The organism is Pseudoduganella rivuli (assembly GCF_009674485.1).
GTDB classification, from domain to species: domain Bacteria; phylum Pseudomonadota; class Gammaproteobacteria; order Burkholderiales; family Burkholderiaceae_D; genus Rugamonas; species Rugamonas rivuli_B.
In genome coordinates this window covers 61,764-77,700 of record NZ_WKJJ01000013.1, presented here as the reverse complement: position 1 = coordinate 77,700, position 15,937 = coordinate 61,764, and the positions used below count along the sequence as shown (strand labels likewise).

Below are 15,937 nucleotides of genomic sequence, written 5' to 3'. Positions count from 1 at the left end.
ATCGCATGGCCCGCCCGCGGGATGGAAGTGCGGATTTGTATCAGCAAGTAGCATGGCGGTGCAACGCACCGGCCGCATCCATCGCCAGGTAAGCCACTTCCATCGATGCCAGGAACGCCAGCGCGTCCTCGCCCTTCAGCATGGCGATGGTGGCGCAGGCGCCGGCCGCCGCCGTCAACGGCGCCAGCACGCTGACCGAGCGCCACGCCGTCACCGGCCAGCCGGTGCGGGGATCGAGGATGTGGCAATAACGCTTGCCCTCATGGTCGAAATAACGCTCGTAATCGCCGGACGTGCACAGCGCGCCGCCCGCCACGTCGATGGCGGCGATCGTGCCGTCGTCGTGGCGCGGGTCCTGGATGCCGATGCGCCACGGCGTTCCATCCAGTTGCGGCCCCAGCACGTGGAAGTCGCCTCCCAGGTTTACGTAGCCATGCCGCACGCCCTGCTCCAGCAGCTTTGCAGCGGCACGGTCGGCCGCGTATTCCTTGCCGAAGCCGCCGAAATCCAGCTCCATGCCGGGTTTCGGCAAGCGCACGGTGTTGACGCCCGCCGTGCGCTGGCGTTCCACCAGGTGCCAGCCCGTCAGCGCCAGCAGGGCATCGAGCTGGCCCGGCGCCGGCATGCGCGCCTGTTTGAAATCCCACGCCTTGCGCAACACACCGGTGGTGATGTCGAACAAGCCGCCGCTGATGCCGTGCAACTGCCCCGCGTAGTGCAGCAAGGACGCGGTTTCATCGTCGACCACGACGGCATCGCCGCCGGCCGCGCGGTTGATGGCGGTGACCACGCTGTCGTCGCGATAGCGCGAGTATTTGACTTCGATCCGCCGCACCTCATCGATGGCGCCCTGCGCCAGTGCCCGTGCCTGCTGCTCGCTGGCGGCGGGCAACAGCACCTGGCATGGGCTGGCCATGGCGTGGAATTCCACCGTGTACATGCGCAGGGTTTCCGCTACTGCCACTGCTTGCTGATACCCAGCTGCCACGTCTGTGCATCGTAGCGGGCCAGGCCGGGGCTGCCGCCGCCGCTCCAGCGCAAGCCCGCTGTTTGCCGGTAGCGTTCCGCCTTCACGTGCACGTTCCAGCCGTCGCCAAACGCATACGCGACTTTCAAGCCAAAGGTGGCGGCGCCGAATGCGGCCATGCGCTGGTCGGCCGTCATGAAGGTCTTGGTGCCGAACACATAGCCGGGCGGGAATGGCGGGCCGAAGGTGCTGTCGTACACCGGATCGAAATAAAAGTCCGCCTTCGATTGCGAATACAGCCGCACCGCGGGTGTGACGGACCAGCCGCCCGCCAGCGGTTTTTCCCATTCCGTGCCCAGGGTATGGGCGCGGATGCCGAAGGTGTCCGTGTACCAGCGGTAGCTGCTGCGCAGTGCGGACCCATCATTGAAGGCGTGGTTCCAGCGCAGCAGCACGCTGGTGATGTCGCGTTCGCGCGGACGGTTGTCGACGAATTTGTACGGGTCCGAGTAATAGCCCCGCCCCCGCGACCGCGACAAGTCGGCCTTGACCACGTCGGTGCGGGTCAGCACCTGTTCCAGCGTCGCCATCCACTCGAACGCGTGGCGGCGCTCGCCCACCACGGCCAACGTGACGGGTGAAATCACATCGTTGCTGACGCCGATGGCAAAGCCGCCCGTCGTGTTGCGGTCTTCCGACGCCAGCGTCCCGGCCAGCGACAGCGCCTTCGAGTGGTAGTCGTTTTCGCCGGAATACGCGGCGCCCGCGCTGACCGTGGCGCGGCCCAGGTAGCGCGTGACGCGGATGTCCGCGCCATTGCGCTCGTCTTTCATGCGCGACGCGCCGGACACCGACGTGTGGTAACGGGGCGTGGCGCCGGACAAATGGTCGCCCACCACGCCCAGTTCCACCAGCCACTGGCCGGCGATGGGCATCGTCATGTGCACGGACGGCGAACGGACGCTGATCCGGTCCATGCCGGGCTGGCTGTCCTGGTAATGCAGGTAATCGATGCTGATCGAGCCCGCTTCGGGGATGGTTTCCGCTGCCGCTTGCACGCCGGGCAGCGCCAGCGCCGCCAGCATCAGCGCGCGGGCTGGAGAAGAAGGAATGTTCGCCATAAGTCAGTTGCACCCGCAGCCGCCGCCGCCGACACTGCCGGCGCCGCTGGCCGCTTCGCGGCTGTCGTAGATGTGGGCCGCATAGCGGGCTTCGTTGCGGTCGCGCTCAAAGCGCATGTTGGGCTGCGCCAGCATGCCTTTTTCCCACGGCGCCACCGGCTGCACCGCGCCGCAGCCGGACAGCAGCGCCGCCAGTGTCCCTGCCGCCAGTACGGCTTTACATGATTGATGCATGTTTGCTCCTGTTGAAGCTCATTGTAGTTGAAGCGCCGCCTTGATCTGCGCGTCGAGCACGGCCTGGTCCGATTCATTGAATCCCGCGTGCAGCCATAACAGCTTGCCGTCGCGTCCCACCAGCGCGCTGCTGGGCATGCCCTTGATGCCGTAGGCGCGGGGCGTCGCGCCGGCCTGATCATAGGCGATGGCAAACGCGGCAGGTACCTTGGCCAGGAAGGCCGCCGCATCGTCGCGCTTCGCATCGACATTGATGGCCACCACCTGCAAACCATGGGCGCCGTAACGCTGCTGCAGGCTGTTCATCCACGGGAACGATTTGCGGCATGGCCCGCACCACGAAGCCCAGAAATCCACGTAGACCAGCTTGCCCTTGTAGGCATCGAGGCTGATACGGCCCGCGTCACCCGGCAAATCGAATGCGGGCGCGGGCGCGCCGGCCGCCGGCGCCGCCAGCGCGGCGGGCGCCAGCAGCACGGCGGCGACCGCCAGCATGCCTTGTCTCATGCGGCCCGCCATCATGGTGGCGTACCCGCGCTGAACCATGCCGCCAGCGTGCTACGTTCGGCCTGCGTCATGCCGGTCGCATTGCCGAACGGCATGCGCTGTGAATCCACGGCGGCCGATTTGATCAACCCGGCCTGGGCGCGGATTTGCGCTTCCGTATCGAAACTGAGGCCGGCCTGCGCCGTGTTATAGCCCGGGAACGTGGTGTGCGCCGAGTGGCATCCCACACAGCGCTGGGTAATGATGGCCTGCACTTGCGGGAACATCTTCGGCTGCGTTACCGGTTTCGAAGCGCTGAACACGCCGCTGGTCTTCGCGGCGGCATTGATCCACGACCCGGTCGCCACGCCGGTCGCCACGTTGATGGATCCCTTCAGCGCCAGGCTTTGGCCATTGCCCGCATACGTCATTTCAAAGCGGCCGCCGTCCGCCAGCTGCGTGGAACCGCCGACATCGGCATTCGCGCCATTCAAATGGCCGCCCGCCTGCACCGTGCCGCTGCTGTTGACGACGATGCTGATGTTGCCGCTGTCGCCGCCGCGCACGGTGCCGTCATACTGCGCCGCATAATCGGCGACGGCATTCGATGGCAGCTTGCTGCCCCATGGCAGGTATTCGATACCGGCCACGATGGCCGGGGCCACCAGCGCCTTGTTTTCCGCGCCTTCGCTGAAGAAGGCCAGCACTTCGCCGCGGGTGGCTTCGCCGCGGTCCATCACGCCCACCCAATAATCGAGGCCCGCCTGTTCTGGTGCGCGCTGCAATACGTTGTTGTACAGCTTGGTGACGTACACGAGGTTGGTGGGATTCGCACCGCCATACAGCGCGGCAAACTCAGCGCCCGATACGAAGCTGGCCGCCACGTCGCGCTGGCTGATGCCGTTGTCCATCTGGCTGATCCAGTAGCCCAGGCCGGCCAGGTCCGGCTTACGGTTGAATCCGGCCTGGTAAATGCGGTAGCCCAGGGCCGCGATGCCATCCAGGTCCAGCGCAATGGCGCTGTCGGCAAAGCGCAGCCGGGCGCCTGCCGCCACTTGTGTGGACTGGCTGGTGAGGATGTCGGTGACGGCAAAACCGTTGGCGTTGGCCGTCACCGTATACTGGCTGGCGTTGCCGCTGAAGGTGGTAAAGGCCGGCGCGGCGCCTTGCCGTACCGCCCCTCCTTGCATGGCGCGGGGCGCGCCGCCCTGCGCGCCCGGTTGCGTGGACTGGTCGCCGCCGCAAGCGGCCAGCGCCAGCAGCAGTAATATCGAACTGCGACGGAATGCATGCATAGCAAACCCCTATCTGCAATGTTGAATGGATCTTATCGTTACGTTTGCGGAATCGCAATTCTTCCGTCAAACCCCTGAAGTCGTGCGTAAATACCAAGCCGCAGGGATTTGGTTCAAAAAAAAACCGCCGGCTGCTGTGCCGGCGGTTTTTGACGTTCAAGACTGCTTGGTTACTTGTTCTTCGCGGCAGTCGGGGCTTTCGCGGTCTGCTTGCCTTCCATCGTTTTCGCTGCCGCCCCATCCTTGGATTTGCCGTTGACGACCAGGCCGGCTTCCGACAGTTTCATGGCATTCTTGTCGCCGATGCCTTTGACGCGGCGCTCGAAGTCGGCCCAATCCTTGAATTCACCACCCTTGCCGCGCTCGTCGAGGATCAGCTTGGACTTGGCGGGGCCGATGCCCCGCACACTGTCCAGCGCCGCCGCATCGGCTTTATTGACGTCCACCTGGGCAAACGCGACGCCCATCGCCATCGCCATCGTCGATACCGCCAGCAACAGTTTTTTCAACATGACTTCCTCCGTTTTCGTGGATGCAAGGCCTGGACCGCGCCCTGTCTCCTCCCAACGCATGGCGGCGGGCGGCGATGACGAAGCAACGTTGAGGCTGCTCAACCGGCGGTGCGTACCCACCTGCTGGAATGACGCTCAAGCGGGTATTTGCTTGGCAAAAGCCACAGCCAGCCGGTTCCAGCCATTGATGGCATTAATCGCCACGGTCAAGTCAACCATCCCGCGCTCATCAAAATGCAATTGCAGTGCAGCATAATCCTGCTCCCCAACAGTACCAGACGGCAAATTCGTCAGCAGCTCGGTCCAGGCAAGCGCAGCACGTTCACGCGGCGTAAAGAGAGGACTCTCGCGCCAGACTGGCAGCGCGTACAGCCGCCGCTCTGTCTCGCCACTTTTTCCGGCCGCCATCGCATGCATATCGACGCAAAACGCGCAGCCGTTGATCTGTGAACTGCGCAGCTTGACCAGTTTAAGCAGCCCAGGTTCAATGCTGCAGTCGTTCACATATTGTTCCAATCCCCCCATTGCCTTGTATGCGCCGGGAGATGCCGCCGCAAAGTTCAAACGCTCCATATGAAATCCTTTCCGTGTGGTTGATAGATCGTACTTGTCAAAACGGGTCATCCTGGAATAAAAATTCTGAAGCAGCTGTGACGGCCCGGCAGGGAGTGCAGCTCTACCCGGTATCCCAGCGCTGCCGCCAGGCGCTTGACGATCGCCAGCCCCAGTCCGACGCCGTCGGTGCAAGCGGCTGTCCCGCTACGGTCAAATGCTTCGAATACCCGGATTTTGTCTGCTGCGGGAATGCCGGGCCCGTTGTCCCATATCTCAATGCACCATCCGTTACCGCGGCGGCGTACACCAAGCAAAATTTTGCCACGCCCGAACTTGACTGCATTCGATAGCAAGTTTTCCAACATCCTCAACAACAGTCGCTCATCTGTCATCAAGACTACCGGCGTGAACCGGATCTTGAGCGCCACGCTTCGCTCCCGAACCATCTCCTCAAACATGAAGTCGAGCTGCTGAAACACATCCTGCAGCGCAACGGTCCTGGTCGCAGGGCGCACCCCCGTCGACTCTAACTGCGCAAACTCCAGAAAATCCCCAACATATGCTTTCAGACTGTTGATGACAGTCGCCGCCTTGGGTAAATGTGACTGCATGCCCGCCACATCGCCGGCACTGCCAATCTGCAGCAGCAGCTGCAAAGCGTGCAGGCGTTGTTTGAAATCGTGGCTTGCCTCCTGAAAAAATTGCGACCGCCTGTGTAACTTACGCAAAGCCTGTCCACGTAAGCGTTGCAGCCGCAGGTTGGCGGAGGCCAGCCTGCCCAGCAAGTGCCTGGTAAGAAAGGAAACCAAAACCATCACCGCTGCGCAGACGCCGGACATCACCAGCAGCAATTGCCCGACTAATTTGTCAAAGTCCGCGAAGGCTTCCTTTTCCGGCAGAATCGATGCGACTACCCATCCGGTAGCAGCGACCCGCTTGAAACTGGCGATGTAACGTTCTCCGTCCGGCATGGTGACCACACCCGCACCATCCTTGCCTTGCAATGCCCGCTCAAACACCGCGTTGCTGCCGTAGGGGAAGGCACGCTCAAGCAACCGGCTGCGGTCTGGGTGCTGGATCAAGCGGCCGTCGCGCGTCACAAGGAATAAATATCCCGTCTTCCCTATGACGGTGCGGCAAAAGCTGGACAGCATGCCAAGATCCGCCAGGGCGACGCTGCCACCGTGAATCGCCAGCAGACTGCGATCCGCCGCGAATACCGGTGCGGCCATTGACACCATGACCCGCCGCTGCGATTGCGACGGCAAGTAGGGTTCCGAGATCAACGGTTTTCCGCTGCGAACAAGCTGCTGCAAAGCGTCTGGCGGCCAAGGCAACACGGCCTCGTTCGCCGGAAGTGCGGGGAAGCTCTCCAGCAGTTTCCCCGCCGGCGTCTGCAAAGACACCGAGCGGTCAAATAGCGTGCGCAAACCGGCATTCGCGCTCAGGAAACGACGGGCGCTGGCACGGTCTGCGACAGCCGAGGGCGTGACCGTCAGCGCAGTTGCGGATAACGCCGCACTCAACTGGCCAATATTCTTGTCCAGGTCGCGTGCAATGTATTCCAGCAGCGTATTCTGATCCGAGACCAGCAATCCGTAAAAACCCTCCCGGTACGACTGCAGCGAGACAGCCTCCAGTGTCACCACGCCCGCCACCATGATAAAAGCCAGCCACAGCAGCATGCGCACCAGCAGCCGTCCGGCACGCCATCGCACCGCCCCGCCATCCCCCATTGCCGCCATCAGCTGTATCCCAGTTCAATCGCTTTGGCAACCGCATGGGCGCGGTTTGTGACGCGCAGGGCCCGCAACACGCTGGAAATATGGTTATCAACCGTGCCTTGGGAAATTCTCAACTGATTTGCGATATCCTTGCTGCTGTAGCCACGGCGCAGCAAACACAACATATCCTGCTGACGGCGTGTCAGTGGCAAGGTGGCAGCCGACTTGGTGCTGTTACCAGTCCCTTGGGCACCGATCACACGCGCCAGCGATTCGGTAAACTCATGCATCGGGCTGGCTTTGACGATGTAATCCAGTATGCCCAGCTCACTCGCCTGCGTGCGCCATGCTGGCAGGTCGTGAGCAGTAATAATCGCAACTTTGCCGGCTCCGCACGATTGGGCGAACTTCCTGGCCAGCGCCAGCCCTTCCGCGCCCGGCACATCCAGGTCAAGCAGCACGCGGAACCAGTCTGCCCGACTGTAAAACGTGGCGAGCGCCGTGACTGCGCAATGCCGGATGGTCACCTGCAGCGCCGGCGACATGCGGGATAACAGCAACGCCGTTGCATCGGCCACCAGTGGATGATCTTCGACGATCAGCACTTTGTTGTTATCGCGAAAGTCTGCCATATTCCTTCCATCGGACGCCGGACTCCGTGTGGCGTCCCCGCGGAGATGCCATCCGGACACTCATCAACCTTCGCTCACCGCTGTGACCGCGTTGAAAATCGCTTCATAGGTGGCCGGCGCCTGCAACGGCGGGTTGACCCGGTAGTCGCCGACGCTGGCAACGGCATCCCGAATGGCGAAAAAGACGGAGAAAGGCAGCAGCAAGGGTGGTTCGCCCACCGCCTTGGAGCGGTGGATGCTGTCCGTGACATTGGCGTTCTTGTACAGGCTGACGCGGAAGTCTTCCGGGCAATCCGACACCGCTGGAATCTTGTACGTCGATGGTGCATGCGTCATCAGCTTGCCCATCTGGTTCCACCACAGCTCCTCGGTTGTCAGCCAGCCCATGCCCTGGATAAACGCGCCCTCAACCTGCCCCTTGTCAATCGCGGGATTCAATGAATTGCCTGCATCGTACAGCGCATCCGCCCGCAACAACTTCCACTCGCCAGTGAGCGTATCGACAATCACTTCCGATACGGCAGCACCATATGCAAAATATGAAAACGGGGTGCCTGTCATCGTCTTGCTGTCCCAGCACAGGTTCGGTGTGGCATAAAAACCGTCGGACCACAGCTGAACCCGCGCGAGGTAGGCCTTCGCAACGACTTGTTTGAACGGCAGCGCCCGGCCCCCGACGTGCACGTGGTTGTTGCGGAATTGAACGTCAGCAGGATCGGCTCCGTATTCCTTGGCCACCATTTGCGCCAACCGCTCGCAAATCTGCCGCGCGGCATCCTGCGCGGCCTTGCCATTCAAGTCAGCGCCGGTCGAAGCGGCGGTAGGCGAAGTGTTGGCGATTTTGGCGGTATCGGTAGCGCTGACCTGCACCAGCGACAGGTCCACGCCCAATTGCTGGGCCACGACTTGGGCCACTTTGGTATTGACGCCCTGTCCCATCTCGGTGCCGCCGTGATTGACCAGCACCGAGCCATCCACGTACACATGCACCAGCGCGCCGGCCTGGTTTTGATGCACTGTGTTGAACGCAACGCCGAATTTCACGGGCGTCAATGCGATCCCTTTCTTCAATACCGGGCTCATGGCATTGAACTCCCGGGCCGCCGCGCGCCGCGCGCGGTAACTGCTGTCCGACTCCAGCTGCGCCACCAGCTCGTGGATGACGTTGTCCTTTACCGGCTGGCCGTATGGCGTGGTATTACGGGCGCCATCCGGATCGCGTCCATAAAAATTCGCCTTGCGGACATCGAGTGCATCCCGCCCCAGGTTGCGCGCGATTTCATCGATGATGTATTCAATGGCGATCGCCCCCTGGGGCCCGCCAAAACCACGGAACGCTGTGTTTGACTGGGTGTTGGTGCGGGCGCACATGGCCACGATGTCGACGTCGGACAAGTAGTAGGCATTATCGAAGTGGCAGACGGCACGCGTCGCGACAGGACCGGACAGGTCGGCGGAAAAACCCGCGCGCGTCAGCATTTCCACCTTGGCCGCCAGGATGCGGCCCTCGTCGTCATACCCTGCTTCATATTCGTACCAGAAGCAGTGACGTTTGCCGGTGACCATCATATCGTCGTCGCGGTCGGCGCGCAGTTTGACGGGCCCCTTGACATAGTTGGCGGCAATGGCTGCGGCCCCGGCCCACAGCGCGGACTGGGTTTCCTTGCCGCCAAACCCGCCGCCCATGCGGCGGCACTCCACCTGCACCTTATGCGACAGCAAGTCCAGTGCATGCGCGACCGTGTGTTGCATTTCAGTCGGGTGCTGGGTCGAACACAGCACCAGCATGCCGCCATCTTCTTTAGGAATGGCATACGAAATCTGGCCTTCCAGATAGAACTGTTCCTGGCCTCCCACCGCCAGCTTGCCCTGCAGCTTGTGTGGGGCCGCCGCATAAGCTTGCTCAAACTGGCCGCGCCGCAATTGCATCGGGGGCAGCACGAACGAGTTTGCATCACGGGCTTGCTGGGGTGTCAGCAACGCAGGCAGCTCTTCATAGTCAACCACGGCCTTGCGCGCCGCGCGCCGCGCGTTATCGTGGCTGTCAGCCACCACAATGAACATTGGCTGACCCACGTATTGCACCAAGCCATCCGCCAGAATCGGATCGTCGTGGATAATGGGACCGCAGTCATTGGCGCCGGGGATATCGGCCGCCGTGCACACCGCCACCACGCCCGGCGAGTTGCGCACCGCCTCAAGATCAATGGCGCGGATTTTCGCGTGCGCCTTCTGCGACAGACCCAGCGCCGCGTGCAGGGTACCCTGCACTTCACGAATGTCATCGACATAGTTCGCAGTCCCCAGGACATGCAGCTGCGCCGATTCATGGGGGCGGGATTGGCCTACTTCCGCCCACATGATGTCGCTCTCCGCCAGCAGGCGGGCTTCGGTCGGTTGATTCATTGTCAGTCTCCGTTTCGTTTTTGGTAAATGGGTTATTGCCACGCAAAGGCATTGACCAGCACAGCGGGCATCGCATGTTCAGGGCGCGTTTCGAGCCAGAAGCGATGCAGCAGGTTTTGCGCCGCCTGCATGCGGTAAGCGCTGGACGCGCGCATGTCGCTCAACGGCGCATAGTCCTCGGCCAACGCATCTTTTGCCTGCCGCAGCACCGCCTCACTCCAGATTGCGCCACGCAAGACAGCTTCGGCCCTGGCGGCACGCTTGGGAATCGCGGCCATGCCGCCAAAGGCGATGCGCACGTCACGGACCACATCGGTATCGAGTTCAATGCAGAAGGCCGCGCACACGGCGGAAATATCCTGATCAAAACGCTTGGCCAGCTTGTAAGTGCGGAATTGGCGGCCGGCCAGCGGCAGCGGCACCCGTACCGACTCGACGATCTCGTCAGCGTGCAAGTCCTTCTTCTGGTAGTCCAGATAAAAGTCTTCCAATGCCAGCACACGCCGCCCACGCGCGCCATGCAATACGACCTGCGAGCCCAGTGCGATCAGCCACGGCATCGAATCGCCAATCGGCGAGCCATTGGCGACGTTGCCGCCCAGCGTACCCGCATTGCGAATCGGTAAAGACGCGAAACGCTGCCGCATCTCATCGAGTTCTGGACCGTAGTGGCGGCACAGCGCATCAAACGCGTCGGTCAATGTGACGCCGGCGCCGATTTCCAGCATGTCGTCGCGCTCGGTGATGGCGCGTAGCTCCGGCACCGCCCCCAGATAAATAATGTCGCCCAATATCCGCATCTGCTTGGTCACCCACAGGCCAACATCTGTCGATCCCGCCAGCAAACGCGCCTCGGGCAAGTCCGCGCGGATCTCGAGCAACTGCGAAAGCGTGCGCGGCGCGTAAAACCGGCTCTCCCCTGCCGCATAAATGAACATGGCATCCCGTTGCAATGGCGCCAGGGACGCCAGCAATCCTGCGCGGTCGAATTCCGGCGCATCGAATTCACCCATGCGCGCAGCGGCTTCAATGATGGGCCGGTAGCCGGTACAGCGGCACAGGTTACCGGACAGCGCATCGTTAATATCGCGCCGGCACGGCGTCGTTCCACATGTCTGCTGTTTCAGGTACAGGCCCCATAGCGACATGGCGATGCCTGGCGTGCAAAAACCGCACTGAGAGCCATGGCAGTCCACCAGCGCCTGCTGAACCGGATGCAGCCCTCCATCCGGCTGCTGCAAATCTTCCACGGTAAACAACGCCTTGCCATCGAGCGTGGGAAGGAACTGGATGCAGGCGTTGACTGCCTTCATTTGTACTTCGCCGCCCTGCAGTTCCGCCACCACCACGGTACATGCGCCACAGTCGCCTTCAGCACATCCCTCCTTGGTCCCGGTGCAATGCAAATCCTCGCGCAAATGCTGCAGGATGGTTTGCGTGGGGGCGCTCTCATTAACGCTGTGAACGGCGCCTTTATACATAAAGCGGATTGGATCGGACATGATTTTTCCTTTGATTGATATTCTTTTTATTCAGACTATCAGCCGTCCGACAACGCACCTATAAGCCCATAAAAATAATATCTATTTATTAATTTATATGACTAGTTAATTTAAATTGAAAACAAAACAAACCATGAGAAATCCCATATGTACTGATTCCCCATTTCCCATCACCATAGCCTCCGCAATTAAAAAGATAGCCTGCCACATCAGCAGTCTAAACAACATCGTCAAAAACCTCAGGAGCCGAAGTGAGCACCTCTTTATTATCGCAATCCGCACGAAATTACTTGTATGAAGATAGTCAACTGGGGGCAGGTAACTTTCTCTTTAAAACTTATGAACTATGTAAAACACGGGATGTCCCATTTTTATTCCTTGAAAAACCATTCCGTACACCGTATGGCGACGAATATGATGAATTGAGCATGCGTCAGCTACTGCAGGCCGTCATGGACCTGGCGCATTGGTACCGCGCCCACAACATTAAGCGCGGCGCCTACGTGTGCACTTACACGGAAGAAGGATGTTCACCGTTCCTGCATTTTTTGGCGCTGAACAGTATCGGCGCCATTCCTGTCCCAATTAACAGTCAAATGCCAACGTCCATTGCGGCGCGGTATGCGCGCGCCAACGGTTTTGGATATTTTGTGCATGATGGCAATATTAATTTCGATGAGTCAATCGCCGAGGAGTTGCGGGACATCCAGGTCCTGAATTCCGCCACGACGTTTTCCGCACGGCCCGAAACCATGCCGACCGATTGGCCGCTGGAAAAGGCTGAGGACGATACGGTAATGATTTGCCACAGTTCCGGAACCACAGGTATTCCCAAAGCCGTCATTTTCAGTCATACCCAGTTTTTTAATGGAAAACGCGAACGGTTAAGAAACTTTATCGAAACCGATAACGAACGCATGCTGACGGCATTTCCCCAATCGCATTCCGCAGGAATCAGCTATCTGATGACAGCGACGATGCTGGGATTGCCGACAAGAATATTGAGCACGCTGACAGGGAGTACGGTAGCGGCGCAGATTCAGGCATTCCAGCCCACCGTGCTGGTCGCATTTCCTCAAACTTACCTATCCCTGATCAGCCAGGGCTTGCCGTCAGGCGCTTTCGGTACGGTGCGGCGCATGATCAATACGGGCGACTCGGCGCACGAAGCGCATATCAGCCAATTGTTGGCACTCGCGCCGGACGCGCGCTTCTTTGACGGGTTCGGCGCATCGGAACTGGGCATGTCGTGCTTCTGGAAAGTGTCGGCCGCCAATGCCGTGACATCGCGCCGTTGCGTGGGACAGCCGGCGCCGTATGCCAGCGCGCGGGTTCTCGATGCGCTGGGCAACGAACTGCCGGCAGGTGAGACCGGTTACCTTGCGATCAAATCACCGACCGTCACCCCCGGCTACTACAACGCACCGCATTTGACTGAAATGTGCCGGCTGGGGCAGCACTGGCTCACTGGCGATGTCGGCTACTTTGACCCCGAAGGTAACTTTTATCACCAGGACCGCGCAGTCGACGTAATTGCCACAGCGGCCGGGCCGGCCTATTCGCTGCCGCTTGAGGAACTGATCCAGCAACTGCCAGCGGTGCACGATGCGCACGTCATCGGCGTGGGACGCCTGCCGACCAGGGAACACAGTCTGATTGCACTGGTGGTGCCGCACGCCGGCGCCAACGCGGATCCGCAAGCGGTGCTGGAAATCCTATTGCAGCAGCCGGCACTGGCGGTGCTGCGTGGGCGTGGCTACGCGATCGGTGTCTGCCTCGCCGGCGCCGGTTTCAAGGCACCAACCGGCGCCACCGGCAAGGTGCTCAAACGCGCCTTGCGCGAAACATTCTGGGACACCTATCGCGCCTACTGTCATGGCGAGCGTGAGGTATTTACGTCGGTGCTGTGGAATCACGCGCCGACAGGCGCCCGGTAATTCCCCTTTTCCAGGAGACCCCAAATGCACTTCTTTGCACGAAACAAGCTGCTATTCGGCTGGCTGACCATGTTCCTGGTAGGGACAGATCTGTTCATCATTTCCCCGTTCCTGCCCGCGATCGCCGCCGACATGCACAGCACGCCGGCGTCGCTTGGCGTGCTGGTCGGCGGATTCAGCATCGCTTATGCCCTGCTGTGCCCGCTGCAAGGCCAGATCGCCGAACGCACCGGCGCACGCAAGGTACTGGCATTCGGCATCACATCGCTGGTGCTGGCCAATCTGGCAACCGCCTGGGCTACGACGCTGCCGTTGCTGATCGCCAGCCGCTGTTTTGCCGGCCTGGCAGCCGCGTCCATTTCGCCCATGATCTATGCGCTGACGGCAGCTTCCGCGCCTCCCGAGCGGCGGGCCTTCAGCCTGGCCATTGTCAATTCCGGACTGGTGCTGTCGCTGGTCGGCGGCGCACCTGTGGGCATGATGATTGCAGCCTGGTCCGATTGGCGCGATGTGTTTGTGCTGATTGCGATCTTGCTGGCCATGATGTTGCCGTTCAACCTGCGTTGCTGGCCTGTCACGGCATCCGCCCCTTCCCCGTCGGCTTCCCATGCTGGCAGCCTGCGCGGTGCCTGGGTCTTCCTGGTCACGATGGTGGCCTGGTCGGTCGCCGTCTATACCAGCTACACCTATCTTGGCAGTGCACTCGCCCTGCAATTTGCCAGCATGCCCGGCACGGTGGCCATGCTGATTGCATGCTACGGCGCAGGCGCCACCCTGGGTGGATTGTCGGGTGGGAAGCTGGCGGACCGTTATGGCGCCCATCGGGTCGTGCAAGGTTCATTCGTCATGATGGCAGTTGCCTTTGGCGCCCTGGCTGCCCTGTATGCCGGCCCTTCAACCCGCCAGCCCCCGCTGCTGGGCCCCGCGCTGTTTGCCGTGGCACTGGTGTCGTTCGGGTTGTTCCCTGCGCTGCAGGCCTGCGCCGCAAAAGTATTTCCATCGCGCCGCGCCAGTGTCATGGCGCTGATGGGGAGCAGCCTGTATGTCGGCATCACGCTGGGTTCGGTGACCGGCGGCGCGATCTATGCCGACGCGGGATTCCATTGGGTCGCCACGGCCTCCAGTGTGCTCGCTGGCCTGGGCCTGCTGATTTCGATCCCCGCCATGCGCGCCGCAAGCGACGAACCCATGCCGGCATTTGCCGTGCAACAGAAATAACCGGCTTTAACCAACCGGCCCCCTGGGCCTCACCCTGAGCGTTACCTCATCATAGGAGTCAGTATGTCCAGCATCACCGAATCCGTCGCAGCTTTGCCGCCAGCCGTACAAAAAAGCGAGAAACGCAACTACGAACATTCCGCCGTCCACCAGTCGCCATCGGCCAATGAATCCAATCCCCAGGTAGCGATCTGGTACGACAGCAAGGCACTGCAGCCGCTGGCGGAAGATATGCGCCAGGCCGTGCGTGAAAAAATCTTTCATGGCGTCTTCACCGGCATGGTCATGTATCCAGACAACATGAAAGCATTGTCCGCCTGCCTGCCGGCCCGCTTCAGCCGCGTGCTGCACGTCTCAGGCAAGGATGAGTGGAAGAAGCTGGCGCAGCATGTGACGCCGCAGACAGGCGGCACGGAGCAAACGCGCGTGCACGTCATTTGCAGTCCCGACGCGGCCACGCTGCAGCAGGCGCGGGAAGCCGGCTTTAAAACCTGCCTGCGCATCGGCGTCAACGATGCCGCTTCACTGCATGCGTCGTTCCGCGAAGGCTGGGGCCACGACTACCTGATGGTGGCGTTCAAGGACCCGACCAACATTCCCCTGGAACTGGTCATCGCGGAACTGCATAAGTCCAATACCGTGCTCCTCAAGGAAGTAGGAACCGACATTCATGATGCAGTGATCGCATTGGGTGTGCTGGAACTTGGCAGCGACGGCGTGGTGTCGTCCATTGTCGACGTGCCACAGTTCGACGCGCTGGCACGCAAGCTCGATGACGCCCGGCTTGCCACGCTGGATCTGCAAATCGGCACCGTGGTCCGCACCGAGCACTTGGGGCTGGGACATCGCGCTTGCATCGATACCACCCATATGTTCGAACCGGACGAGGGCATCCTGGTCGGCTCCACATCAACCGGCGGCATTTTCTGCTGTCCCGAGGTCTTCCATTTGCCTTACATGGAACTGCGGCCTTTCCGCATCAATGCCGCATCGGTCCACAGCTATGTCTTCAATGCCAGCGACCGCACCAGCTACATCAGCGAATTGCGGGCCGGCTCGCGCATTACGCTGGTCAATTCGAAGGGACGTACCCGGGAGATCTACGTCGGCCGCGTGAAAACGGAAATTCGTCCATTGATACTGATCGAAGTCCGCTTCCCGGACAACAAGCTGGTCAACATCGTCATGCAGGACGACTGGCACGTGCGCATCTTCTCCGACAAGGCCACGCCGCTGAATGTGACCGAGCTCAAGCCTGGTGACAAGGTCCTGGGCTACACAACGACCCCGGGACGCCATGTCGGTGTGCGCGTCGATGAACATATCCTGGAATCTTAAAACGGACCCG

14 protein-coding genes are annotated in these 15,937 nt (G+C 61.1%); 3 read left to right on the top strand and 11 right to left on the bottom strand.

Annotated features, from left to right (window positions below):
- Nucleotides 1-40: 40 nt before the first annotated feature.
- The 11 genes from GJ700_RS20565 to xdhA form a co-directional block, all read right to left on the bottom strand.
- A complete protein-coding gene (locus GJ700_RS20565) occupies nucleotides 41-964 on the bottom strand; it encodes an FAD:protein FMN transferase (protein WP_371868051.1) in 924 nt (307 codons plus the stop codon).
- Nucleotides 955-2,088 (bottom strand): DUF3570 domain-containing protein, encoded by a 1,134-nt coding sequence (locus tag GJ700_RS20560; protein WP_229507136.1) that lies wholly within the window; start codon nucleotides 2,086-2,088, stop codon nucleotides 955-957. Before GJ700_RS20560 ends, GJ700_RS20565 begins: the two co-directional genes overlap by 10 nt.
- 3 nt (nucleotides 2,089-2,091) lie before the next feature.
- Complete coding sequence (locus GJ700_RS20555) at nucleotides 2,092-2,322, bottom strand: DUF4266 domain-containing protein (protein ID WP_154377371.1); 231 nt, start codon at nucleotides 2,320-2,322, stop codon at nucleotides 2,092-2,094.
- 18 nt (nucleotides 2,323-2,340) lie between these two features.
- Nucleotides 2,341-2,829 (bottom strand): TlpA family protein disulfide reductase, encoded by a 489-nt coding sequence (locus tag GJ700_RS20550; RefSeq protein ID WP_154377369.1) that lies wholly within the window; start codon nucleotides 2,827-2,829, stop codon nucleotides 2,341-2,343.
- Nucleotides 2,830-2,840: 11 nt separating this feature from the next.
- On the bottom strand, nucleotides 2,841-4,103 hold the full coding sequence (locus tag GJ700_RS20545; protein WP_154377366.1) for a DUF4214 domain-containing protein: 1,263 nt from the start codon (nucleotides 4,101-4,103) through the stop codon (nucleotides 2,841-2,843).
- Between the two features lie 170 nt (nucleotides 4,104-4,273).
- Nucleotides 4,274-4,615 (bottom strand): ComEA family DNA-binding protein, encoded by a 342-nt coding sequence (locus tag GJ700_RS20540; protein WP_154377364.1) that lies wholly within the window; start codon nucleotides 4,613-4,615, stop codon nucleotides 4,274-4,276.
- A 135-nt stretch (nucleotides 4,616-4,750) separates the two neighbouring features.
- Nucleotides 4,751-5,188 (bottom strand): carboxymuconolactone decarboxylase family protein, encoded by a 438-nt coding sequence (locus GJ700_RS20535; RefSeq protein WP_154377362.1) that lies wholly within the window; start codon nucleotides 5,186-5,188, stop codon nucleotides 4,751-4,753.
- A gap of 47 nt (nucleotides 5,189-5,235) precedes the next feature.
- Nucleotides 5,236-6,915, bottom strand: coding sequence for a sensor histidine kinase (locus GJ700_RS20530; protein WP_154377360.1), 1,680 nt, complete (start codon nucleotides 6,913-6,915; stop codon nucleotides 5,236-5,238).
- On the bottom strand, nucleotides 6,915-7,526 hold the full coding sequence (locus tag GJ700_RS20525) for a response regulator transcription factor (RefSeq protein WP_154377358.1): 612 nt from the start codon (nucleotides 7,524-7,526) through the stop codon (nucleotides 6,915-6,917). Before GJ700_RS20525 ends, GJ700_RS20530 begins: the two co-directional genes overlap by 1 nt.
- Before the next feature lie 63 nt (nucleotides 7,527-7,589).
- A complete protein-coding gene (xdhB, locus tag GJ700_RS20520) occupies nucleotides 7,590-9,932 on the bottom strand; it encodes a xanthine dehydrogenase molybdopterin binding subunit (RefSeq protein ID WP_154377356.1) in 2,343 nt (780 codons plus the stop codon).
- A 32-nt stretch (nucleotides 9,933-9,964) separates the two neighbouring features.
- Nucleotides 9,965-11,434: a xanthine dehydrogenase small subunit gene (gene xdhA / locus GJ700_RS20515; RefSeq protein ID WP_154377354.1), complete on the bottom strand. Its 1,470-nt coding sequence runs from the start codon at nucleotides 11,432-11,434 to the stop codon at nucleotides 9,965-9,967.
- 251 nt (nucleotides 11,435-11,685) lie between these two features.
- On the opposite strand from xdhA, the gene GJ700_RS20510 reads away from it, so the two are divergent.
- The 3 genes from GJ700_RS20510 to GJ700_RS20500 all read left to right on the top strand — a co-directional run bounded on the left by GJ700_RS20510 (nucleotide 11,686) and on the right by GJ700_RS20500 (nucleotide 15,927).
- The gene (locus GJ700_RS20510) at nucleotides 11,686-13,371 is read left to right on the top strand and encodes a class I adenylate-forming enzyme family protein (RefSeq protein WP_154377352.1); all 1,686 of its coding nucleotides are present in this window, start codon (nucleotides 11,686-11,688) and stop codon (nucleotides 13,369-13,371) included.
- A gap of 24 nt (nucleotides 13,372-13,395) precedes the next feature.
- Nucleotides 13,396-14,589 (top strand): MFS transporter, encoded by a 1,194-nt coding sequence (locus GJ700_RS20505; RefSeq protein ID WP_154377350.1) that lies wholly within the window; start codon nucleotides 13,396-13,398, stop codon nucleotides 14,587-14,589.
- Between the two features lie 63 nt (nucleotides 14,590-14,652).
- Nucleotides 14,653-15,927 (top strand): 3-dehydroquinate synthase II domain-containing protein, encoded by a 1,275-nt coding sequence (locus GJ700_RS20500; protein WP_154377348.1) that lies wholly within the window; start codon nucleotides 14,653-14,655, stop codon nucleotides 15,925-15,927.
- Nucleotides 15,928-15,937: the final 10 nt, after the last annotated feature.